Here is a 22,799-nt window from a genome sequence, read left to right on the forward strand (position 1 = left end):
CTCTTTTTTGACGACTCATGAAACCCATCTTTGGTAGAGGCCCTTCGCTTCAGTTACGGTTGTTTCTCGCCGTCATCATCTCTGTCGCTGCCATCGTCGCGGATTCCCGCTTCGGTGTGTTCACGCACGTCCGCGTCTATCTGAGTTCGCTGGTCAGCCCGCTGCAATACATCGCCAATGCGCCCGGCACCCTGCTTGACACCATGTCGACTCAGGTGCAGACCCGATCCAGTTTGATCGAGCAGACCAAGCAGCAGGAGCAGCAGCTGCTCACTCTGCGCTCCCGCCTGCTCAAGCTGGATCAGCTGGAGCACGAGAACCAGCGTCTGCGCGAGCTGCTCGGTTCGCCTGTGCACAAGGAGTCCCGCAAGATGGTGGCCGAGCTGCTGTCGGTGGATTCCGACCCCTTCAGCCATCAGGTGCTGATCAACAAGGGGGCGCTGGACGGCGTCTATAACGGCCAGCCGGTGATCAACGATCAGGGGGTGGTTGGTCAAGTGCTGCATGTGGGTTCCACCACCAGCCGCGTCCTGCTCATCACCGACTCCAGCCACGGCATCCCGGTGCGGGTGCTGCGCAACGATCTGCGCGCCATCGCCTCCGGCAGTGGCGAGCTGGACAAGCTGGAGCTGCGCAACCTGCCGCGCAACACCGACGTCCAGGTTGGCGATCTGCTGGTCACCTCGGGCCTCGGCGGCCGCTTCCCGGAAGGCTATCCGGTGGCGACCGTGACTCGATCCGACTATGTGGAGGGCAAGCCCTTCGCCCAGATCGAGGCCAAGCCGCTGGTGGCGCTGGACAGGTTGCGTTACCTGCTGCTGCTGTGGACCGACAAGAAGCCGGAAGTGCATGACGACGAGGCCATGGCGCCGGCCGCGACGCCCTCTGCGGCGACGGCTACCTCGGCGGCGGAGGCGACGCGCTGATGCTGCAACCCGCCAGCGGCAGGATCTGGATCTGGATCTCGATCCTGCTGGCCCTGTGTCTCTCGATCCTGCCGCTTCCCTTTCAATTCGAACCCTTCCGGCCGGACTGGCTCGCCATGGTGCTCATCTATTGGGCGCTGGCTCTGCCGCATCGGGCCAACGTCGGCACCGCCTGGGTGGCTGGCCTGCTGCTGGACGTGCTGCTCGGCAGCACGCTCGGCGTGCGGGCCATGGCCATGGCCATCACCACCTATCTGGCGGCCTTCCAGTTCCAGAAGATCCGCAACTTCTCCCTCTGGCAGCAGGCGTTGATCATCGGTCTGCTCTCCCTGGTGGGCAAGATCACCGTGTTCTGGGCCGAGCACCTGTTCAGCCGTGCCAGTCTCAATCTGGCCTATTTTTGGTCGACATTGACGACGATGTTAATATGGCCCTGGATTTTTATGGTCTTGCGCAAGGTACGCCGTCGCTTCAATATCAAGTGAACATGAGTAAAAACAACGGATTGTAACTGCGTCTCGCCTCATTGAGTGAATATGAACAAGCACAACGAACTGCAACTCTATCTCGCCTCGGGCTCACCCCGCCGGCATGAACTGCTGACCCAGCTGGGCTACCGCTTCGAGGTGCTCAGGCTGGATGTGCCCGAGCAGCGGGACGCGGGCGAAAAGCCCCAGGATTACGTCTGCCGGCTAGCCCGTGACAAGGCGATGGCCGGTGTGGCCGCGGCCCCGACCGCATTGCCGGTGCTGGGCGCCGACACCATAGTGGTGCTGGGAGACAGGGTGCTGGAGAAACCCTCCGACCTGCTCGATGCCAAGGACATGCTGGAGGCGCTCTCCGGCAAGGTCCATCAGGTGATGACGGCGGTGGCACTGGCCACCCCGGATCGCTGCGACGTGCGGTTGGTGACCACCAACGTGGCATTCCGCAAGCTGGACGAGGCCGAGATCGAGGCCTACTGGCGCACGGGTGAACCCTGTGACAAGGCCGGTGCCTATGCCATCCAGGGAATAGCCGGCAAGTTCGTCAGCCGCATCGAGGGGAGCTACAGCGCCGTGGTCGGCCTGCCCCTGCTGGAGACGGATCTGTTGATCAAGCAGCACCTCGAGCAGACCCGGTAATCCCCTCGTCAGCAGTTCGCTGCTGAGTTACCCGTTGTTCGTCGTGCCAGAATTCAAAACTAGAAAGGCAAGGTAACTTATGTCAGTAGAACTGCTGGTGAACGTCACCCCCTCAGAGACCCGGGTCGCCCTGGTCGAGAACGGGCTGCTGCAGGAAGTGCATGTAGAACGTCAGGCCAAGCGCGGCATCGTGGGCAACATCTACAAGGGCAAGATCAGCCGGGTGTTGCCCGGCATGCAGGCCGCCTTCGTCGACATCGGCATGGACAAGGCCGCCTTCCTGCACGCCTCCGACATAGTGCCCCACACCGAGTGCGTGGCGATCAAGGAGAAGGAGCAGTTCCAGGCGGGCAACATCGCCGAGCTGGTGCGCCAGGGCCAGGACATCATGGTGCAGGTGGTGAAAGACCCGCTCGGCACCAAGGGCGCCCGCCTCACCACCGACATCACCTTGCCGTCCCGCTATCTGGTCTTCATGCCGGGCAGTGCTCACGTCGGCGTCTCCCAGCGCATCGAGTCCGAAGCGGAGCGCGAGCGCCTCAAGCGCACCGTGGCGGGCTATGTGGACGAGCTGGGTGGCTACATCATCCGTACCGCTGCCGAAGGGGTGGGAGAGCAGGAGCTGGAGCAGGATGCCGCCTTCTTGAAGCGCCTGTGGCGCAAGATCCTGGAGCGCAAGCAGAAGTACCCGCCGTGCAAGATCCTCTACGAGGATCCCAGCCTGGCCTTCCGGGTGGTGCGCGACTTCGTCGGCGCCGAACTCGACAAGATCCGCGTCGATTCCCGCCAGAGCTTCGAGCTGCTTTCGCACTTCACCGGCGAGTATGTGCCCGAGCTGGCCAGCAAGCTGGAGTACTACTCCGGCGAGTCGCCCATCTTCGATCTCTACGACGTGGAGAACGAGATCCAGCGTGCCCTTGAGCGCAAGGTGGAGCTGAAATCCGGCGGTTACCTCATCATCGACCAGACCGAAGCCATGACCACGGTGGACATCAACACAGGTGCCTTCGTGGGCCATCGCAACCTGGAAGAGACCATCTTCAACACCAACGTCGAGGCCACTGCCGCCATCGCTCGTCACCTGCGGCTGCGCAACCTGGGCGGCATCATCATCATCGACTTCATCGACATGCAGTCCGAGGATCACCGCCGCCGGGTGCTGCACAGCCTGGAGCTGGCGCTGGCGAAAGACAGGGCCAAGACCAACGTCAACGGCTTCTCCCAGCTCGGCCTGGTGGAGATGACCCGCAAGCGCACCCGGGAGAGCCTGGAACACGTGCTCTGCTCCGAGTGCCCCGAGTGTAAGGGGCGCGGGCGGGTCAAGACGGTGGAGTCGGTCTGTTTCGAGATCCTGCGGGAGATCATCCGGGTCAACCGTGCCTACGACGCGGATCAGTTCACCGTCTATGCGGCGCCTTCGGTGGCCGATTACCTGCGAGGGGAGGAGTCCCACAGTCTGGCGGAGCTGGAAGTCTTCATCGGCAAGCAGGTCAGGGTGGTGACGGAGCCGCTCTGTGGGCAGGAACAATTCGATGTGGTGATGATGTAATTGATCTATCGCTGGCTGAGTCGGGGCTGGTTGGCCCTTGGAGTCCTCTTCGTGCTGCTGGCCATTCTGGTCAGCGTGGTACGGCTTGGCGGTCCCCTGCTCAACCAGCACCGGCAGGCCGTGATAGCGACCCTGCTGGGGGACAACCAGCTGGAGGTGAGCGTCGAGCACGTCGGGTTGAGCTGGACCCGGCGCGGCCCGGCTCTCGAGCTGCAAGAGCTCGCCATCGCCCCCGATTCGGGGCGTTTTTCCCTGCGCCTCGGCAAGGTGTGGGCCCACCTCGACTTCTGGCGCTCCCTCAACGACTGGAAACCGGTGTTCGGCCAGTTGTTGCTGAGCGACGGCGACATCGCGCTGGATCTGGCGCAGCCGGCGGCACCGGAAAATGACAAGAATCCCAGCCAGCAGGCGGCCCTGCTGCGCTTCCTGCTGACCCAGCTCTCCACCTTCGACATTCACGACAGCCGGCTGAGCATCACCACGGCACTGGGGGAGGTGCGTGCCCTCAACATCGCCCAGTTGCGTTGGCAGAATCGCGGCAAGCGCCATCAGGGGGTGGGCAAGGCCTACCTGATCAACGGGGTGGGCGAGAGCACCCTGGATCTCATCATCGACGTGGATGCCCCGCAAGTGCGCCTCGACAAGCTCAAGGGCCAGCTCTACCTGGGTGCCAGCGAGCTGGACATCAGTCCCATGCTGGCGCGGATCCACGCCGGCGAACCCAGGGTGACCGGGCAGCTCGACTTCCAGCTGTGGAGCGAGTTCGAGGGGGGAAGGCTCGGCAACTCCCTGCTGGCCTTTGGCAACAACCACCTGATCTGGAAGGACGAGGTCAAGGGTGAGCCGCACAGGCTCGATCTGCGAGGCGGCAAGATCCAGCTGCGGCGCGACGGTGAGGAGTGGCAGCTCGCCAGCCACGACGTGACCTTCAAGCTCGACGGGGCGACCTGGCTGCAGAGCCGGTTGCAGCTAGAGCGGGTCGGCTCCCGCATCCAGGGCTATGTGCCCGCCATCGATCTCGACCAGATGGCCAATCTGAGCCAGCTGGTGTCCGGCCTCTATCCCGAACTGACCAAGACCCTCAAACATACCCAGCCCAAGGGCAAGTTGCAGGAGCTGGTGCTGCAGGCCGATGGCGACTGGCAGGGGCTCTCCCTGAGCGGCCAGCTCAGGGGCTTCGAGACCAAGGCCTGGCACGACGTGCCCGGGCTGCAGAAACTGGACGGTGACTTCTGGCTGACCCCGGCCGGGGGCAGCGCCCGCCTGACCCTGGGCAAGGGCAAGCTGGACCCCGCCCGTCACTTCAAGGTGCCGATCCCGGTGGACAGCCTCTTTGCGCGCCTCGACTGGTGGCGCGAGACGCAAGGCTGGGTGCTCTACGGCCAGGACATTGCGCTGGATAACGAGGATTTGCGCCTCGCCAGTCGTTTCCGCCTCGAGCTGTTCGAACATCCCTTCCTCGCCCTGACTGGCCGCATCGACGTGAAGAATGCGGCCCATGCGGATCGCTATTATCCGCTGGCCGTGATGAGCGACGGTCTGGTGGACTACCTGAGCGGTGCCATCAAGGGGGGCAAGGCCAAGGGGGCTGACCTGCTCTGGTATGGCGAGTTCCGGGACTTCCCTTACGACAACGGCAAGGGGGTCTTCCAGGTCGCCGTGCCGCTGGAGCAGGCCACCTACGAGTTCTTCCCCGGTTGGCAACCCCTTACCGACCTGCAGATCGATCTCTTGTTCCAGAACGCGGGTCTGGACATGCGCAGCAGCGCCACCCGCCTCGGCAAGGCCAGATCCGACGCTGTGCATGCCTGGATCCCGGATCTCTCCCCCGGGGCGCACCTCTATGTGGATGCCAGGGTCCAGGGGGAGGGGCAGGCCATCAGCGGTTACCTGCAGGATTCTCCCCTCGCGGGCTCGGTGGGTCAGGCGCTGCGGGAGATCGAGATCCGTGGTCCCATGGAGGGTACGGTCAAGCTCGACATACCGCTGGATGGCAAGGGCGAGGTCAAGGCCAGCGGGGAGGCAAGCTTCCATGACAACAGTGTCAGGATCGCCACCCTGGATCTGCCCCTGGAGAAGGTGCAGGGACGACTCGAATATGACAACGAGCACACGCACTTCAGCAACCTCAAGGCCAGCCTGTGGAACCAGCCGCTGACCCTGGATTACCGGGGCAAACAGTTGCCCCACGGCTATCAGGCGGATCTCAAGTTCAAGGGACTCTGGGACAGCCGCCGCCAGCGCCAGGACATTCCCGCCCTCGAAATGCTCAAGGGACGCAGCAACTGGACGGGGACCCTGGGGCTGACCCTGCCCGAGAACAATGCCTTCAGCTTCCAGCTGGCGCTGGACTCCAACCTGCAGGGGATGGGGCTGGATCTGCCGGTGCCGCTGGCCAAGGCGCCCGAGAGCCGGCTCCCCCTCAAGGTCACGGCACGGGGCCGCGACGGCAGTGCCGACATTCGCGCGGTGCTGGGGGCCGATGTGGATATGCAGAGCCGGTTGGTGTACGGCGAGGGGGCTCCCTACCTCAGCCGGGTGCGGGTCAACGTCGGGCAGCCCGGGGCCCGGGTGCTGCAAGACAAGCCCATGCTGCTCGCCATCAATCAGCCCCAGGCCGACGTGGCCGGCTGGCTGGCGCGGCTCACGCGCTGGTTGCCGGGCAAGGGGACGCAGAGCAGCGGCAACGCGGTGGTCGGCCCTGCCTTCCTGCCCCAGGAGTGGGGGGTCGATGGTCTGCTCGCCCGGGCCGATATCGGCAGCGCCAACCTCAAGGCGGTGCACTTCACCGTGGGGCCGGTGAACCTGGCCACCGAGGTGATGATCGACAGCCCCGAGGTGATGGGGGTGGTGCGCATTCCCGTGACGGACAGGCAGCCCATCGACGCCAAGTTCGCTCGTATTCACTGGTCAGGCAAGGGGTCCGATCTCAGCCCCGAGCCCGATGCCCGTCAGGACAAGGCCATCATGGATGCCATCCCCTGGCTCACCTTCAGCTGCGTGGATTGTCGCTTCGGGGAGTTGCCCCTCGGGGAGCTGAAAGGCGAACTGGTACCCGGCGCCAACCGGCTCGATCTCAAGGGGCTGGAGATGCGGCTGGCCGGCAGCACCCTGAGCGGGAGCGCCGAGTGGCTGGCGCAGCCCGGCCAGATGCAGACCCGGGTCCGTGCCCACCTCAGCACCCAGAACAGCGAACTGCTGCTCAAGCGACTCGGCTTCACCTCGCCCATCGGCGACGCGCCGGGCAAGCTGGCGCTGGATCTGAGCTGGCGTGACGTGCCCTACCGGCTGGACTTGCCGACCCTGGCAGGCAGTGCCGATCACCAGCTTGAGGGGGGCACCCTGCGGGAGGTCAACGACAAGGGGGCGCGCCTGCTCTCCCTGCTGAGCCTCGACTCCTTGATGCGCAAGCTGCGCCTCGATTTTCGCGATGTGTTCGACAAGGGATTCTATTTCGAATCCATGTCGGCCTCCGCCAAGATCAAGCAGGGGGTGGTGGAGAACAACGACTTCTACATGAAGGGGGCCGCCGGCAACCTGCGTGGAGAGGGCGTCGCCGATCTGGTGCGCTGGCGCCTCGATTACGATCTGAGCTTCTCGCCGAACCTGGGGGGCACCCTGCCGGTGGTGGCAGCCTTCTCCCTTACCCCGATCACCGGGCTCTATGTGCTGGCGCTCTCCAAGCTGCTGGAACCTGTGGTGGATGTGGTGACCCGCATCGACTTCCGGGTCTCGGGCCCGCTGGACGACCCCAAGCTGATCGAGGCGGGCCGGGATCGCGCCCGTATCAAGCTCAACCAGCAGCAGAAACAGGCGGTGGATGCGGTGGCGCCGAATCTGCCCACCGAGGAGGTCACCCCCTTCCTGCTGACACCCAAACACGGCGGGCCTGCCCAGCGCTGAGGAGCGGCATCGCGGTGCCAAAACCCTTTCGTCCCGGGCCCGAACCCCTCATAGTGCAGGGATTCCCCCGCAAGCCGAGGATGCAGAGTCCGGCGGCTTGCCCAATCACAAGGAGCGTGTCATGTGGTTAGCCGCAATACAGCTGATATCAGGCCGTCACTGGCAGGATAACCGGGCACAGATCGCCGCCGAGCTGGCGGCCCTGCCCAAGGAGCGCCCCTTGCTGGTGCTGCTGCCGGAGAATTTCGCCCTGTTCGGCGAGCGCCAGGGCTATCTGGATGGCGCAGAGGCCCTGGGTGAGGGCCCTATCCAGATCCAGCTGGCCGCCTGGGCGCGGGAGCACGGGATCTGGCTGGTGGCCGGTGCCATGCCCACCACCATCGCCGGTTCCGACCATATCCACACCAGCTCGCTGGTGTTCGATCCCGGCGGCGAGCTCAAGGGCCACTACCACAAGATCCACCTGTTCGACGTGGACGTGGCCGACAACCACGGCCGCTACCGGGAGTCCGAGACCTTCAGCCCCGGCCAGGAGTGCGTGGTGCTGGACTCCCCCTTTGGTCCCCTCGGCCTCTCTATCTGTTATGATCTGCGCTTCCCCGAGCTCTATCGCCGGCTGGCCCGGGCCGGTGCCCGCGTGCTGCTGGTGCCTGCCGCCTTCACCGCCGTGACCGGCGAGGCGCACTGGGAGCCGCTGCTGCGGGCCCGCGCCATCGAGAACCAGTGCTATGTGGTGGCCGCCAATCAGGGCGGGACCCACGAGACGGGGCGCCAGACCTGGGGCCACAGCATGGTGATCGATCCCTGGGGTCGGGTGCTGGCCTGTCAACGCACGGGGCGCGCCACCGTGCTGGCGAAGATGGAGCCCGGGCTGGTCGACGAATTGAAACGCACCATGCCCGTTATGGATCACGCCCGTTTGCTCTGAGGGTGTGGCGAAGAACTAAAACGCCGCCGTTTGCCCGTTATGGAGCACGCCCGTTTGCTCTGATGGTGTGGTGAAGAACTAAAACGCAGCCGTTTGCCCGTTATGGAGCACGCCCGTTTGCTCTGATGGTGTGGTGAAGAACTAAAACGCCGCCGTTTGCCGGTGATGGCGCACGCCCGTTTGCTTGATTGATGTAGGGTGCAACAAGCGAAGCGCATTGCACCTGTGTCTATCTTTGGGTTGGCGATGCAATTCACTTCGTTCATTGCACCCTACGAATACGAACTTGTCACCGGGCCACACCGGATGAATTAACCGTTACGACTTCTCACAGCGAGAGTGGAGAGAAAGATTGAGTCTATTGAGCCAGGTTAGTGCCTCATTGTTGGCCCCGAACGATCTCGACGAAGGGCGGCTGCAGCAGCTGCTCGGCAGCCTGATGAGCCATCAGGTGGAGTTCGGCGACCTCTATTTCCAGCGCAGCTGGCACGAGTCCTGGATGCTGGAGGACGGCATCGTCAAGGATGGCAGCTACAACATCGATCAGGGTGTGGGGGTGCGCGCCGTCAGCGGCGAGAAGACCGGCTTCGCCTACTCGGACGAGCTGAGCCTGCTGGCGCTGCAACAGTCGGTGACCGCCGCCCGTGGCATCGCCGCCGCCGGGGCCCAGGGCAAGGTGAAAGCCTGGGCCAGAACCGAAGCGAACCTGCTCTATCCGGCCATGGATCCGCTGCAGACCCTCGACAAGCAGCAGAAGATCGCCCTGCTCGAGCAGATGGACAAGTTCGCCCGCAGCCTGGATCCCGCCATCAATCAGGTGATGGCCTCCATCAGTGGCGTCTATGAAGAGATCCTGGTGGCCGCCACCGATGGCACCCTGGCCGCCGATGTGCGCCCTCTGGTGCGCCTCTCGGTTACCGTCATCGCCGAGAAGGGGGATCGCCGGGAGCGCGGCAGCGCCGGCGGCGGTGGCCGCTTCGGCTACGACTATTTCCTGGAGCTGGACGGGCTCGAGAGCCGGGCGTTTGGCTATGTGCGCGAAGCGGTGCGCCAGGCCCTGGTGAACCTCGAGGCCATAGACGCGCCGGCCGGCACCATGCCGGTGGTGCTGGGTGCCGGTTGGCCCGGCGTGCTGCTGCACGAAGCCGTGGGTCACGGCCTGGAGGGGGACTTCAACCGCAAGGGATCGTCTGCCTTCGCCGGTCGTATCGGCGAGCAGGTCGCCTCCAGGCACTGCACCATAGTCGATGACGGCACCCTGGTGGGTCGGCGCGGCTCCGTCTCCATCGACGACGAGGGGACGCCGGGGGGCTACAACGTGCTGATCGAGAACGGTATCCTCAAGGGCTACCTGCAGGACAAGCAGAACGCCCGCCTGATGGGCGTGCCGCTCACCGGCAACGGCCGCCGCGAATCCTACGCCGCCCTGCCGATGCCGCGCATGACCAACACCTACATGCTGGCGGGTCAGCACGATCCGGCGGAGATCATCGCCTCGGTGAAGAAGGGCATCTACGCCCCCAACTTCGGCGGCGGTCAGGTGGACATCACCTCCGGCAAGTTCGTCTTCTCCGCCTCCGAGGCCTACCTCATCGAGGATGGCAGGATCACTGCCCCCATCAAGGGTGCCACGCTCATCGGCAACGGCCCCGAGGCCATGAGTCAGGTCTCCATGGTGGGTAGCGATCTCGCGCTCGATCGCGGGGTGGGTGTCTGCGGCAAGGAGGGGCAGAGCGTGCCGGTCGGCGTCGGTCAGCCCACTCTCAAGCTGGATCAATTGACCGTGGGCGGTACTTCCTAGGTTGGCTTGGCCACGCAGCGGCATGACCCTACGCAATCAAACCCCGGCCCACCGCCGGGGTTTTGTTTTCTTTGGGGCGCACCAATAAAAAACCCCGGTCAGTGGACCGGGGCGGGTGAATGGGGTTGATGGGGATCAGTTGACCGATATGGCACGGGCATCGATATAGAATCGCGCGTGGCCTTGCGGATCTATCCTGATCTGGGCGACCAGCCGATCGCTTCGCTTGTATTCCCATCTGGTCTTGATCCGGGTCAGGGCTGGGCTGGCGGCCCCGACTACGTTCAGATATTCATGAAACAGGCTGTAGCTTCCAATCTCGGTCAGCATCTCTTCCATTTGCATGTCTCCTCAAGTGATTGGGTCTGCATCGGTCACGTTAGCCGTGGCCCTCTGAACCCTGCCTGTACAAAAAACAGACTAACCCATCCGAGCATGGACAACATGATCAGGCGCAACTTCGGTGACGATTCCCGAGCCGAGATGACACCGTTTTCAGTCAGGGCTGGTGCGGGGTCGGCAGGTGATCGGGTGCGCCGGGTGCGTGGGACAACGCAGGGGCCGTCTGCACCGTAGTTGCGCCGTGGAACACGGGATCCTGCGCCACCTCCTTGATGCCGTTGATGCAGAACTGCATGCCCATGCACACCAGCAGGAAGCCCATGATGCGGGTCATGGCGTCGATGCCGGTGGCACCGAGGATCTTGCAGACCGGATCCGCCAGCTTGAGCACGCCCCAGCTGAGCAGGCTCATCAGGGCGAAGGCGGTCACCATGGCGGCATAGATGACGAAACGGTTGTACTCGTCGGGCAGCTCGGCAATCTGGGCGGCGCCGCTGATCACCAGGGCCATGGTGCCCGGCCCGCACATGCTGGGCATGGTGAGCGGAACGAAGGCGATGCTCTGGTTGATGTCGACCCCGGCGGCCTGGCTGGGGGCCGGGAACAGCATGCGAAAACCGATGAAGGCGATGATGAGGCCACCGGCCAGCCGCAGGCCGGGAATGGAGATCCCGAACAGATCCAGGATGGAGGATCCGATGAAGAAGCTGACGCAGAGGGTGGCGAACAGATAGATGGCGGCCAGATTGATCTGACGGCGTATGTGCTCACGGGACATGCCCTTGCTCAATCCCAGCAGCAGGGTCGCCGTGGTGGGGGGATTGACCATGGGAAGCAGCGCGAGCAAGGCGATGAATACGACCTGGAAAAACATCTTGCACCTCGGGGTGGTTGGCAAACAACAGGGCCAGACGCGGGTCTGGCCTAAGGGGGGGCAACTCTACGGGAGCCCGGCTGAATATAGCCGGAACAAGCGGGCCCCGACAGTCCGGGGTCCGTATTGATCAGGCGGTTTGTGGCGTGACCTGACGCCGAGTGCGCTGGCGCAGCCAGAGCCAGAGGCCCAGTACGAAGCCGAGACCGGCCAGACTGACCACATAGTGGGAGGGTGCCAGCACGTCGTTCTTCATCCAGAGGGTGACCAGCATGGGAGTGAGCCCGCCGAAGATGGCGTAGGCCACGTTGTAGGAGAACGACAGCCCGGAGAAGCGCACCACGGGCGGGAAGGCGTTGACCATGACATAGGGCACGGCGCCGACGATCCCCACCGCAAAGCCCGCCAGCATGTAGAGCGGTATCAGCTGATCCATACCCGCCGCCAGGCCGTGGTAGAAGGCATAGGTGGCACCGGCCAGCAGCAGGGAACCCAGCACGAAGGTGGGGCCGCTGCCGAGGCTGTCTATCAGGCGGCCGTAGAAGATGCAGCCCAGGGTGAGCGCGACGATGGCCAGGGAGTTGGCGGTCAGGGCATCGGCGGGGCTGATGCCATGCACCTTCTGCAGATAGGTCGGGGTCATCAGGATCACCACGACGATGCCGGCAGAGAGCAGCCAGGTCAGCAGCATGGAGACGATGACGCTGCCCTTGTGTTCACGAAGCACCGTCTTGAGGGGCAGCTCCTCGGCCAGGGCCTTGTTGGCCTGCATCTCGGCGAAGACCGGGGTCTCGTGCAGCCAGCGGCGCAGGTACATGGCGACGATGCCGAACACACCGCCGAGCACGAAGGCCAGACGCCAGCCCCACTCGCTCACCTCGATCGGGCTCATGCCACGGTTGATGGCGGTGGCCACCAGGGAGCCGAGCAGTATGCCAGCCGTCAGCCCTGCCGTGAGGGTGCCGCAGGCGACGCCGACCCGGCGGGCAGGCACGTGTTCGGCCACGAAGACCCAGGCCCCCGGGACTTCGCCCCCGATGGCGGCCCCTTGCAGGATCCGCAGCAACAGCAGCAACAGCGGGGCGGCGATGCCGAGGCTGGCATAGGTGGGCAACAGGCCGATCAGCAGGGTCGGCAGCGCCATCAGGATGATGCTGAGGGTGAACATCCGCTTACGGCCGATGAGATCGCCGAAGTGGGCCATGATGATGCCGCCCAGCGGGCGGGCCAGGTAACCGGCGGCGAAGATGCCGAAGGTCTGGAACTGGCGCAGCCACTCGGGAATGTCCGCCGGGAAGAACAGCTCGCCTATCACCACGGCGAAGAAGACGAAGATGATGAAGTCGTAGAATTCGAGGGCGCCGCCCAGCGCCGCCAGGCTCAGGGTCTTGTAATCCTGTCGGTTGAGGGGGCGATTGTGGTCATGATGTGTGCTGACTGTGGTCATATCCTTATGTTTCCCATCGTTTTTTTAGTTATTCTCCCCCACGTTCTGCGGGGATACGCTCACCCACGAGGGTATGCTTTTGTGTCCCTCGATGTAAATCGCACAATTCGCAACACTGTCTTGCAGCACCTTGCGGCAAGGGATTGGAGAGATCATGACGAAGAAAAAGGTACTGCTCTCCTGGAGCAGCGGCAAAGACAGCGCCTGGGCCCTGCATCGCTTGCGCCAGGATCCGGCGATCGAGGTGGTGGGGCTCTTCACCACCCTGAATCAGGCGTTCGAGCGGGTGGCCATGCACGGGGTGCGCAAGCAGTTGCTGACGGAGCAGGCTGCGTGCGTGGGGCTGCCACTGCACTGCATCGATCTGCCCTGGCCCTGCAGCAACGAAGACTATGGCCGGATCATGACCGGCTTCATCGCCGAGGTGCTGGCCATAGGGATCCGCCATATGGCATTCGGGGATCTCTTCCTCGAGGATGTGCGCGCCTATAGAGAGAAACAGCTGGCGGGCACCGGCATAGCGCCCCTGTTCCCGCTCTGGGGCAGCGACACCAGCGAGCTGGCGCAGGAGATGATGGCCGCCGGCTTGAGGGCCAGGATCTGCACGCTCGACCCCAAGAAGCTGGATATGAGCCTGGGGGGGCACGAGTTCGACGAGGCGCTGCTGGCGGCGCTGCCCGCCGGGGTGGATCCGTGCGGCGAGAACGGCGAGTTCCACACCCTGGCCTTTGATGGCCCCATGTTCCTGAGGCCCCTGGCGATCCGGGTGGGGGAGACAGTGGTGCGGGATGGCTTCGTCTTTACCGATCTGCTGCCGGATGAGGCCCCCTGAGGGCGGCAGGTCATCTCCCGTTTGCTGGATGCAACAAGGCCGGATCCCTGGGGATCCGGCCTTGTCGTCTGCCCGGCTCAGCGGGCGGCGAAGGTGTCGCAGCTGGCGGGCTTGCCGCTGTCAAAGCCCCGCTTGAACCAGGCGAGGCGCTGGGCCGAGCTGCCGTGGGTGAAGCTGTCCGGCACCACCCGGCCCTGACCACGCTGCTGCAGGCGGTCGTCGCCGATGGCCTGGGCGGCGTTGAGGGCCTCCTCCAGATCGCCGTGTTCCAGCACCTGCTCCTTCTCCATATGGTGGCCCCAGACCCCGGCGAAGCAGTCAGCCTGCAATTCGAGTTTGACCGACAGCTTGTTCTGCGCGGCCTGGCTCAGCCCCTGCTGTTGCTGGCGCACCTTGGTCGAGATGCCGAGCAGGTACTGCACGTGGTGGCCCACCTCGTGGGCGACCACATAGCCCTGGGCGAAGTCACCATCGGCCCCGAGCTTGTCGCGCATGTCCTGATAGAAGGAGAGATCGATGTAGACGGTGCTGTCTGCCGGGCAGTAGAAGGGGCCCATGACGGACTGGCCCTGACCGCAGCCAGTCTGGGTGGCTCCGCGATAGAGCACCAGCCTGGGGGGCTGATACTGGTTGCCGCTTCGGGAGAAGATCTCGCCCCAGGTGTCTTCGGTGGAGGCGAGCATCACAGAGGTGAATCTGGCCAGGGGATCGCTGGCCGGCTGAGACACATTCTGGCGCGGCGCCTGGCTCTGCTGGGCCGGCTCGTCGAGCAATGGGCTCAAGTCCACGCCGTAGTAACCCGCCACCATGACCACGACAATCAGGATGAGGCGGCCCTTGCCGCCGAGGGGCAGGCCGCCGCCCCCGCTGCCACTGCCCTGTTGGCGCCTGTCTTCCACGTTGCTGCTCTCACGGCGATCTTGCCAGCGCATAGCCCCATACTCCCGTCATTGGTGGTGGCAGTAATGATAATGTCTGCTGGCGCGGCCCGCCTGATGAGGGGGGGTTATTCGGCCCAGGGCATCTCGGGCAGGCAGTCGAGGAACTCGGCGTAGCGGGTCTGGTTGAAGGGGCCCTGTTCGGCCTCCATGGCCATCAGCTCGGCACCGAGGGCGCAGGCGATGTATTGCAGCGCCTCGTCCCGCGGGGTGCCCTTCATCACCAGCCGCATCAGGGTGGCTTTCACCTGCAGGGGATGGCCGTCGGCGAGCTGGTTGTCCACCATCTCCAGCAGCGTCTGTTCGTCAAAGAATTCGGTGGTGTCCGTCATGGGGGATCTCCTGTTTGTTGTACTGTGGATTGGGATAGGGCGGGCAGTATAGCCGGAACCGCCGTGCGGCTCATGTGGCAGGGACTAAATGTCGGCTGCCGGGGGCTGTGGTCGCCGGTTTGAGGTCCATGATGACCTCCTTTTGGCCGGGGATCTTGCCAAGCGCCGGCTGTGGGGGCAGTCTTGATGACCTGTTGTTTCATCCTGCGAACCCTTTGTCATGATCTTCTCCGAGCGCCTCACCCTGCGCGAGCTCAATACCGACGATGCCCCCTTCATTCTCGAACTGCTCAACGACCCCGATTTCCATCGCTACATCGGCGATCGCGGGATCCGCACCCTGGATGACGCCGAAAACTACATCCAGCAGGGGCCGGCGGTCAGCTATGCCCAGCACGGGCACGGTCTCTATCTGGTGATGCGACGGGAAGACGAGGCCAAGTTGGGCATCTGCGGGCTCATCAAGCGCGACACCCTGCCGTGCGAAGACATCGGCTACGCCTTCCTGCCCGCCTGGCGTGGTCAGGGCTATGGCATAGAGGCGGCGCAGGCGGCGATCAAGGATGGGCGGGAGCGGCTTGGCATCGAGCGGGTCATCGCCATCGTCACCCCGGGCAACGAGCGATCTGTGGCGCTGCTGGGCAAGCTGGGTCTGGTGCGCAGCCGTCTGGTCAGGCTGAGCGAGGATGCCGACGAGTGTCTGTTGCTGGAAGCGGCCGATACCCAGGCCTGCACTGTCTGAGGGATGGCAGGGCCGTCAATCAGAAGAGGGGATCACAAGGCTGAAGGCGAGGGAGACAAGGAGGCCGCCGTGAGTTGCGGCCTGTCTGCATCGGGTGCTGCCGGTGGGCAGGATCAGTTGAGTTCTTCGATGGAGAACTCGCCAGGGATGCCATCACAGGAGATGGCGAAGCCACCGCTGGAGCGGGTGCTGAACTGGATCAGAAACGCATCATAGTCATGCTCTTGCACGGGCAGGTTGATGGGTTTGCTGCGACGCAGGGGTTTGTGTGTTTGTACGGCTTTCATCATGGTATTTCTCTATATAAATTAAATAATTGCTCCTTGTATTTGCAAATGTAGGTCAATGGGCGCGGTCAGATCCGCGCAGGAATACCCAGCCCCATAAGGGCGTCTGCACTATCAAGGAATATGCGGATGCATAGTTCAAATTGGGTGGGCAGATCGGGTCTGCACCGTGAGAGCCGGGCAACGCAGGCAGACAGCCTGACGGTTCTCAAGGCGAGTAAATCAGAGGAAGGTTATGTGGGTACTGGCAGGATTCATCTAACGTTGAAGCATTGCGAACATAAACTGGGCTGATTAACTAGCCGGTGCGCATTCTCTCTTCGAAATGAATAAAAAGCAAACACTAATTGTGCGATGTCGCGACGATGCCGCATCTTCCATTGCCAGAACGCCAACGAGAAGGGCTCCCGAGGGAGCCCTTCTGCCTTTGCCAGTCACGGCCTGCGGCTGACTCAGTAGTCGCCGCTGGCCTTCTTGGCGGCGGTGATCATGGGGGTGATGGTCATGCCTTGCACCACGATGGAGAACATCACCACCGAGTAGGTCATCACCAGGATCACCTCCCGCAGATCGACGCCCTGCTCTGGCAGCACCATGACCCCGGAGGGCAGTGCCAGCGCCATGGCCATGGCCAGACCGCCGCGCAGGCCGCCCCAGGTGAGGATGCGCACCGAGAAGCGGTTGTAGCTGCGGAACTTGCGGAAGGCCACATAGGGCAGGGAGACGCTGATGAAGCGGGCGGCGAGGCAGAGCGGCACCGCGATGACCAGCAGGATCCAGTCTTGCCAGGCGAGGTCCAGCAGCACCAGGGCCAGGCCGATCAGCAGGAACAGCAGGGCGTTGAGGAACTGATCCATCAACTCCCAGAAGTGATCCAGGTGATGGCGGCTCTGCTCGGAGAAACCTGACTGGCGGGTCCAGTTGCCTATCATGATGCCGGTGACCACCATGGCCAGGGCGCCGGAGACGCCGATCATGTTGGCAAAGGCGAAGCCTGCGGTCGGAATACACAGCGTCAGCAGCAGCTCCAGGGAGCCGTCGTCGGTGGCGCTGATCATCACGTGGGCAATGAGGCCCAGCACGGCGCCGAACAGGATGCCGCCGAGGGCTTCATGCAGGAACAGGCCAGCCACGCTGCCGAAGGTGGGCTCGACGCCGCCAAAGGCCACGGCGAAGACGGTGGCGAAGATCACCAGGCCGACCCCGTCGTTGAACAGGGACTCCCCTTCGATCTGGATGGCGATCTGGGGAGGTGCCTTCATCTTCTTGACGATGGCGAGCACGGCAATGGGGTCGGTGGGGGAGATCAGGGCACCGAACAGCATGCAATAGACCAGCGGCAGTTCCCAGCCCAGCAGCTTGGCGATGAACCAGAAGCCGTAGCCGATGATGAAGGTGGAGAGCAGGGTCGCCGCGATGGAGAGAATGGTGATCTCCCATTTCTGGCTGCGCAATGCCTTCAGATTGATGCCGAGACCGCCGGCAAACAGCAGGAAGCCCAGGATCCCCTTCAGCAGGAAGTTCTGGAAGTCGATGCTTTCCATGGTCTCGACGGCCAGAGGTTCCAGATTGAACCAACCCAACTTACCAAACAGCACCATCAGGGCGGAGATCAGCATGGATCCTGCGGTGATGGCGATGGTGGTCTGGATCTTCACGACATACTGGTTGGCAAAGGCGATGAAGATCGCCAACGCTGCCAAGAAACAGAGTGTGTAGTAGACGCTCATAGTTATTTTTCTCTTTAGTAAACAGCAAGCACGTATCCCCGTTGAGGACGGGCATAGGGTACTCTCGGGCCACATCTTACTCATTACCCATTTGTGAGTATATGCTCGATATTTCGGACAGATAGACGGCTAGATTTCCATTTGATTTTTTTGCTGCTAGGATGGACCTCACGCAGTTGCATGGATGTAAGGGGTAGAAGCGGTGTCGAGCATAGAGTCGAGCAAGAAGTCGGACGTAACAAAGAAACTGGAAGCCTGTCTCAAGGAGCGGATCCTGATCATCGACGGTGCCATGGGCACCATGATCCAGGGGTACAGGCTCGGTGAGGCGGATTATCGCGGCGAGCGCTTCGCCGACTGGCATACCGACATCAAGGGCAACAACGATCTGCTGGTGCTGACCCGGCCGGCGGTGATCCGCGAGATCCACGATCAATACTGTGCCGCCGGGGCCGACATCCTCGAGACCAACACCTTCAACGCCACTCGCATCGCCATGGCCGACTACGAGATGGAAGCGTTCTCGGCCGAGATCAACCGGGAGGCGGCCCGTCTGGCCCGTGCCGTGGCGGACGAGTGGACGGCCAAAGAGCCCCACAAGCCGCGCTTCGTGGCAGGGGTGCTGGGCCCCACCAACCGCACCGCCTCCATCTCGCCGGACGTGAACGATCCCGGCAAGCGCAACGTCACCTATGACCAGCTGGTGGCCGCCTACACAGAATCGACCCATGCCCTCATCGAGGGGGGCGCCGACCTCATACTGATCGAGACCATCTTCGACACCCTCAACGCCAAAGCCGCCGCCTTCGCGGTGGATCTGGTGTTCGAAGAGCTGGGCTACAGCCTGCCGGTGATGATCTCCGGCACCATCACGGATGCCTCGGGCCGCACCCTCTCGGGCCAGACCACGGAAGCCTTCTATCATTCGCTTCGCCACGTCAAACCCGTCTCCTTCGGCCTCAACTGTGCGCTGGGCCCGGACGAGCTGCGCCAGTACGTGGAGGAGTTGTCCCGCATCAGCGAGACCCATGTCAGCGCCCACCCCAACGCCGGTCTGCCGAATGCCTTTGGCGAGTACGACCTGGACGCGGGCGAGATGGCGGAGCATATCCGCGAGTGGGCCCAGAGCGGCTTTCTCAACCTGGTGGGGGGCTGCTGCGGCACCACCCCGACCCATATTCGCGCCATGGCGGACGCCGTCGCCGGCATCAAGCCCCGCGCCCTGCCCGAGCTGCCGGTGGCCTGCCGGCTGTCCGGCCTCGAGCCCCTCATCATCACCTCTGAGTCCATGTTCGTGAACGTGGGGGAGCGCACCAACGTCACCGGCTCGGCCAAGTTCAAGCGCCTCATCAAGGAGGGGCTCTACGACGAGGCCCTGGACGTGGCCAAGCAGCAGGTGGAGAGCGGCGCCCAGATCATCGACATCAACATGGACGAGGGGATGCTGGACGCCGAGGCGGCCATGGTGCGCTTCCTGAACCTCATCGCTGGCGAGCCCGACATCGCCCGGGTGCCCGTGATGATCGACTCCTCCAAGTGGGAGGTGCTGGAGGCTGGCCTCAAGTGCGTGCAGGGCAAGCCTGTGGTCAACTCCATCTCCATGAAGGAGGGGGAGGATAAATTCATCGAGCAGGCCAAGCTGCTGCGCCGCTACGGCGCCGCCGTCATCGTGATGGCGTTCGACGAGGTAGGCCAGGCCGATACCCGTGCCCGCAAGTTCGAGATCTGCCAGCGCGCCTACCGGATCCTGGTGGACAGGGTCGGCTTCCCGCCGGAAGACATCATCTTCGATCCCAACATCTTCGCGGTGGCGACCGGCATCGACGAGCACAACAACTACGCGGTGGACTTCATCGAGGCGGTGAAGGACATCAAGACCCATCTGCCCCACGCCATGATCTCTGGCGGCGTCTCCAACGTCTCCTTCTCCTTCCGCGGCAACGAGCCGGTACGTGAAGCCATTCACGCCGTCTTCCTCTACCACGCCATCCAGAACGGCATGGACATGGGGATAGTCAACGCCGGTCAGCTCGCCATCTACGAAGACATTCCGGCGGAGCTGAAGGCGAAGGTCGAGGCCGTGGTGCTCAACTTGAGTGACAGCGCCACCGAGGATCTGCTGGCCATCGCCGAGAAGTATCGCGGCGCCGGCGCCCAGGCGGAGGATCCCCGGGATCAGGAGTGGCGCAGCTGGCCGGTGGGCAAGCGGCTGGAGCATGCCCTGGTCAAGGGCATCACCGACTTCATCGAGGAGGACACCGAGGAGGCGCGGGCCGGGGCCGACAAGCCGCTGCACGTGATCGAAGGGCCGCTGATGGACGGCATGAACGTGGTGGGTGACCTGTTCGGCGCCGGCAAGATGTTCCTGCCCCAGGTGGTGAAGTCGGCGCGAGTGATGAAGCGGGCGGTCGCCTACCTGCAGCCCTACATAGAGGCGGAGAAGTCCGGCGGCTCCAGCAACGGCAAAATAGTGATGGCCACCGTCAAGGGGGACGTGCACGACATCGGCAAGAACATCGTCGGCGTGGTGCTGCAGTGCAACAACTACGAGATCGTCGATCTCGGGGTCATGGTCTCCTGCGAGACCATCCTCAAGACGGCGCGGGAAGTGGGGGCGGACATCATAGGCCTGTCCGGCCTGATCACCCCGTCCCTAGACGAGATGGTGCACGTGGCGAAAGAGATGGAGCGCCAGGGTTTCAAGTTGCCGCTCTTGATCGGCGGTGCCACCACCTCCAAGGCGCACACCGCGGTGAAGATAGAGCAGAACTATTCCGAGCCCGTGGTCTATGTGTCCAACGCGTCGCGCGCCGTCGGGGTGGCCCAGAGCCTGCTGAACCCCGAGCTCAAGCCCGCCTTCGTCGCCCGCATCGACAAGGAGTACGAGATAGCGCGGGATCAGCATGCCCGCAAGCAACCTCGCTCCAAGCCGGTCTCCCTGGCCCACGCCCGCGCCAACCGCCATCAGCTTGACTGGGTCGGCTATGAGCCCCCTGCACCCCGCGAGCCGGGTGTGCAGACCTTTGAGAACGTGCCCGTCTCGGTGCTGCGCCCCTACATCGACTGGACGCCGTTTTTCCTGAGCTGGGAGCTGGCGGGCAAGTATCCGCGCATCCTGGAAGACGAGATCATCGGCGAAGAGGCAACCAAGCTGTTTGCCGATGCCAACGCCATGCTCGACCAACTGGAGAAAGATCAGAGCGTGCGCTGCGCCGGCATCATAGGCCTGTTCCCCGCCAACGGGGTGGGGGACAGCATAGAGGTCTACAGGGACGAGTCCCGCACCGAGGTCATCAAGGTGCTGCACCACCTGCGCCAGCAGAGCGAGAAGCAGGGCTTCCCCAACTACTGTCTGGCGGACTATGTGGCCCCCAAGGAGAGCGGCAAGCCCGACTGGATCGGCGCCTTCGCGGTGACCGGCGGCATCGGCGAGGAAGCCATAGCGCAAGCCTACAAGGCGGATCACGACGACTACAACGCCATCCTTATCCAGGCGGTGTGCGACCGTCTTGCCGAAGCCTTCGCCGAATACCTGCACGAGCAGGTGCGCAAGCGGCACTGGGGTTATGCCCCGGACGAGGCCCTCAGCAACGAGGAGCTCATTCGCGAGAACTATCAGGGCATACGCCCGGCGCCGGGCTATCCGGCCTGCCCGGAGCACACCGAGAAGGGCAGCATCTGGGAGCTGCTTGATGTAGAGCAGGCCATCGGTATGCAGCTCACCGAGTCCTACGCCATGTGGCCGGGGGCGGCGGTGTCGGGCTGGTACTTCTCCCACCCCGAGAGCAAGTACTTCGCAGTGGCGCAGATCCAGCCCGATCAGGTGGAAGACTATGCCCAGCGCAAAGGCATGACGCTGGTGGAGGCCGAGCGCTGGCTGGGGCCGAACCTGAATTAAGGCGTTGCGACCGGTCAGTCCAGATTGATCTTTGACGAACAACGGCGGCATCCTGTACTGGGGGACAGACCAGTCTGGTGCCGCCGTTTTACATCTGGATGACAGCGGGATGGCATAGCAGAGTTCTGCGTGGTTTGTCTTGTTGTCAGGAGAAACAATTGGCGTTGTCTTGGCGCTGTGGCACTTTATACTCTCCCGCCCCATCCTGCCCAGGCACTGCCTTCTAGCGGAATTGTCATGAATATTGCCATTTTATCCCGCGAGCCCAACAACTACTCCACCCGCCGCCTGGTCGAGGTGGCGCAGGCGCGCGGGCATCAGGTCGAGGTGCTCGACACCCTGCGTTGCTACATGAACATCGCCTCCCACAGCCCCTCCATCCACTACGAAGGACGGGAACTGGCGAGCTATGACGCCGTGATCCCGCGCATCGGTGCCAGCATCACCTTCTATGGCACCGCCGTGCTGCGCCAGTTCGAGATGATGAATACCATGGCCCTCAACAGCTCGGTGGCCATCTCCCGTTCCCGGGACAAGCTGCGTGCCATGCAACTGCTCTCCCGCCACGGCATCGGCCTGCCCATCACCGGCTATGCCCACAGCACCCACGACGTGCCCGACCTCATCACCATGGTGGGCGGCGCGCCCCTGGTGGTGAAGCTGCTGGAGGGGACCCAGGGGATAGGCGTGGTGCTGTGCGAGACCCAGAAGGCCGCCGAGAGCGTGATCGAGGCCTTCATCCAGACCAACAACAACATCCTGGTGCAGGAGTACATCCGCGAGGCCAATGGCGCCGACATTCGCTGCGTGGTGGTGGGTGGCAAGGTGGTGGCGGCCATGCGTCGTCAGGCCCAGCCGGGGGAGTTTCGCTCCAACCTGCACCGTGGCGGCGAGGCATCGGCCATCAAGATCACCCCGGAAGAGCGGGCGACCGCGGTGCAGGCCGCCAAGATCATGGGGCTGGACGTGGCCGGGGTGGACATCCTGCGCAGTGCCCGCGGCCCCCTGGTGCTGGAGGTGAACTCCTCCCCCGGCCTGCAAGGGGTCGAAGCCGCCTCCGGCAAGGATGTGGCGGGCAAGATCATCGATTTTCTGGAGCTCAAGGCGAGTCGCAAGCACAAGCCGGCGGAATGAGTCCCGGACGAG

Annotated in this window: 18 protein-coding genes; 11 read left to right on the top strand and 7 right to left on the bottom strand. The window is 63.6% G+C overall.

The genetic code is table 11. The annotated features are described in order from the left end of the window. The first annotated feature begins 17 nt into the window (after positions 1 to 17). The 7 genes from mreC (at position 18) to tldD (ending at position 10,231) form a co-directional block, all read left to right on the top strand. Complete coding sequence (gene mreC / locus PG898_RS14965) at positions 18 to 926, top strand: rod shape-determining protein MreC (protein WP_270824498.1); 909 nt, start codon at positions 18 to 20, stop codon at positions 924 to 926. Next, entirely contained in the window at positions 926 to 1,411 is a 486-nt protein-coding gene (mreD, locus tag PG898_RS14970; RefSeq protein ID WP_005328018.1) for a rod shape-determining protein MreD, read from the top strand. Before mreC ends, mreD begins: the two co-directional genes overlap by 1 nt. A gap of 51 nt (positions 1,412 to 1,462) precedes the next feature. Then, on the top strand, positions 1,463 to 2,050 hold the full coding sequence (locus PG898_RS14975) for a Maf family protein (protein ID WP_005328019.1): 588 nt from the start codon (positions 1,463 to 1,465) through the stop codon (positions 2,048 to 2,050). A 79-nt stretch (positions 2,051 to 2,129) separates the two neighbouring features. After that, complete coding sequence (gene rng / locus PG898_RS14980) at positions 2,130 to 3,599, top strand: ribonuclease G (RefSeq protein WP_005328020.1); 1,470 nt, start codon at positions 2,130 to 2,132, stop codon at positions 3,597 to 3,599. Beyond that, positions 3,600 to 7,502, top strand: a complete 3,903-nt coding sequence (locus PG898_RS14985) for a YhdP family protein (protein ID WP_270824499.1) — start codon at positions 3,600 to 3,602, stop codon at positions 7,500 to 7,502. Between the two features lie 121 nt (positions 7,503 to 7,623). Continuing rightward, a complete protein-coding gene (locus PG898_RS14990; RefSeq protein WP_270824500.1) occupies positions 7,624 to 8,430 on the top strand; it encodes a carbon-nitrogen hydrolase family protein in 807 nt (268 codons plus the stop codon). Positions 8,431 to 8,782: 352 nt separating this feature from the next. After that, positions 8,783 to 10,231, top strand: a complete 1,449-nt coding sequence (gene tldD, locus PG898_RS14995; protein WP_270824501.1) for a metalloprotease TldD — start codon at positions 8,783 to 8,785, stop codon at positions 10,229 to 10,231. A gap of 135 nt (positions 10,232 to 10,366) precedes the next feature. Here the strand turns inward: tldD and PG898_RS15000 are convergent, their stop codons facing one another. From PG898_RS15000 to PG898_RS15010, 3 genes are all read right to left on the bottom strand, one after another. Then, positions 10,367 to 10,570 (bottom strand): hypothetical protein, encoded by a 204-nt coding sequence (locus tag PG898_RS15000; protein WP_182787364.1) that lies wholly within the window; start codon positions 10,568 to 10,570, stop codon positions 10,367 to 10,369. 160 nt (positions 10,571 to 10,730) lie between these two features. Beyond that, entirely contained in the window at positions 10,731 to 11,447 is a 717-nt protein-coding gene (locus PG898_RS15005; RefSeq protein ID WP_270824502.1) for a MarC family NAAT transporter, read from the bottom strand. Between the two features lie 130 nt (positions 11,448 to 11,577). Next, the gene (locus tag PG898_RS15010; protein WP_270824503.1) at positions 11,578 to 12,894 is read right to left on the bottom strand and encodes an MFS transporter; all 1,317 of its coding nucleotides are present in this window, start codon (positions 12,892 to 12,894) and stop codon (positions 11,578 to 11,580) included. Between the two features lie 154 nt (positions 12,895 to 13,048). Between PG898_RS15010 and PG898_RS15015 the strand changes: the two genes are divergently transcribed. Further along, entirely contained in the window at positions 13,049 to 13,726 is a 678-nt protein-coding gene (locus tag PG898_RS15015; protein WP_270824504.1) for an adenine nucleotide alpha hydrolase, read from the top strand. A gap of 77 nt (positions 13,727 to 13,803) precedes the next feature. Here the strand turns inward: PG898_RS15015 and ypfJ are convergent, their stop codons facing one another. After that, positions 13,804 to 14,658, bottom strand: coding sequence for a KPN_02809 family neutral zinc metallopeptidase (gene ypfJ / locus PG898_RS15020; protein ID WP_270824505.1), 855 nt, complete (start codon positions 14,656 to 14,658; stop codon positions 13,804 to 13,806). A gap of 74 nt (positions 14,659 to 14,732) precedes the next feature. Then, positions 14,733 to 14,996, bottom strand: a complete 264-nt coding sequence (locus PG898_RS15025) for a hypothetical protein (protein WP_161507617.1) — start codon at positions 14,994 to 14,996, stop codon at positions 14,733 to 14,735. 220 nt (positions 14,997 to 15,216) lie between these two features. On the opposite strand from PG898_RS15025, the gene PG898_RS15030 reads away from it, so the two are divergent. Further along, a complete protein-coding gene (locus PG898_RS15030) occupies positions 15,217 to 15,738 on the top strand; it encodes a GNAT family N-acetyltransferase (protein ID WP_171273083.1) in 522 nt (173 codons plus the stop codon). A gap of 113 nt (positions 15,739 to 15,851) precedes the next feature. Here the strand turns inward: PG898_RS15030 and PG898_RS15035 are convergent, their stop codons facing one another. Continuing rightward, positions 15,852 to 16,028 (bottom strand): hypothetical protein, encoded by a 177-nt coding sequence (locus PG898_RS15035; protein WP_005326732.1) that lies wholly within the window; start codon positions 16,026 to 16,028, stop codon positions 15,852 to 15,854. Positions 16,029 to 16,477: 449 nt separating this feature from the next. Next, positions 16,478 to 17,755 (bottom strand): cation:proton antiporter, encoded by a 1,278-nt coding sequence (locus tag PG898_RS15040; protein WP_041206775.1) that lies wholly within the window; start codon positions 17,753 to 17,755, stop codon positions 16,478 to 16,480. A gap of 202 nt (positions 17,756 to 17,957) precedes the next feature. Between PG898_RS15040 and metH the strand changes: the two genes are divergently transcribed. Continuing rightward, positions 17,958 to 21,653 (top strand): methionine synthase, encoded by a 3,696-nt coding sequence (gene metH, locus PG898_RS15045; protein ID WP_270824506.1) that lies wholly within the window; start codon positions 17,958 to 17,960, stop codon positions 21,651 to 21,653. Positions 21,654 to 21,890: 237 nt separating this feature from the next. Continuing rightward, on the top strand, positions 21,891 to 22,787 hold the full coding sequence (gene rimK, locus PG898_RS15050) for a 30S ribosomal protein S6--L-glutamate ligase (RefSeq protein ID WP_005326726.1): 897 nt from the start codon (positions 21,891 to 21,893) through the stop codon (positions 22,785 to 22,787). The last annotated feature ends 12 nt before the right edge of the window (positions 22,788 to 22,799 follow it).

The organism is Aeromonas sp. QDB31 (genome assembly GCF_027707605.1).
In the GTDB taxonomy this organism is placed as follows: Bacteria; Pseudomonadota; Gammaproteobacteria; order Enterobacterales; family Aeromonadaceae; genus Aeromonas; species Aeromonas media.

Excerpts from the sequence above, each read along its gene's own strand:
- mreC (WP_270824498.1), top strand. The coding sequence starts at position 18 with ATGAAACCCATCTTTGGTAGAGGCCCTTCGCTTCAGTTACGGTTGTTT.
- mreD (WP_005328018.1), top strand. The coding sequence starts at position 926 with ATGCTGCAACCCGCCAGCGGCAGGATCTGGATCTGGATCTCGATCCTG.
- PG898_RS14975 (WP_005328019.1), top strand. The coding sequence starts at position 1,463 with ATGAACAAGCACAACGAACTGCAACTCTATCTCGCCTCGGGCTCACCC.
- rng (WP_005328020.1), top strand. The coding sequence starts at position 2,130 with ATGTCAGTAGAACTGCTGGTGAACGTCACCCCCTCAGAGACCCGGGTC.
- PG898_RS14990 (WP_270824500.1), top strand. The coding sequence starts at position 7,624 with ATGTGGTTAGCCGCAATACAGCTGATATCAGGCCGTCACTGGCAGGAT.
- PG898_RS15000 (WP_182787364.1), bottom strand. The coding sequence starts at position 10,570 with ATGGAAGAGATGCTGACCGAGATTGGAAGCTACAGCCTGTTTCATGAA.
- PG898_RS15005 (WP_270824502.1), bottom strand. The coding sequence starts at position 11,447 with ATGTTTTTCCAGGTCGTATTCATCGCCTTGCTCGCGCTGCTTCCCATG.
- PG898_RS15010 (WP_270824503.1), bottom strand. The coding sequence starts at position 12,894 with ATGACCACAGTCAGCACACATCATGACCACAATCGCCCCCTCAACCGA.
- PG898_RS15015 (WP_270824504.1), top strand. The coding sequence starts at position 13,049 with ATGACGAAGAAAAAGGTACTGCTCTCCTGGAGCAGCGGCAAAGACAGC.
- ypfJ (WP_270824505.1), bottom strand. The coding sequence starts at position 14,658 with ATGCGCTGGCAAGATCGCCGTGAGAGCAGCAACGTGGAAGACAGGCGC.
- PG898_RS15025 (WP_161507617.1), bottom strand. The coding sequence starts at position 14,996 with ATGACGGACACCACCGAATTCTTTGACGAACAGACGCTGCTGGAGATG.
- PG898_RS15030 (WP_171273083.1), top strand. The coding sequence starts at position 15,217 with ATGATCTTCTCCGAGCGCCTCACCCTGCGCGAGCTCAATACCGACGAT.
- PG898_RS15035 (WP_005326732.1), bottom strand. The coding sequence starts at position 16,028 with ATGATGAAAGCCGTACAAACACACAAACCCCTGCGTCGCAGCAAACCC.
- PG898_RS15040 (WP_041206775.1), bottom strand. The coding sequence starts at position 17,755 with ATGAGCGTCTACTACACACTCTGTTTCTTGGCAGCGTTGGCGATCTTC.
- rimK (WP_005326726.1), top strand. The coding sequence starts at position 21,891 with ATGAATATTGCCATTTTATCCCGCGAGCCCAACAACTACTCCACCCGC.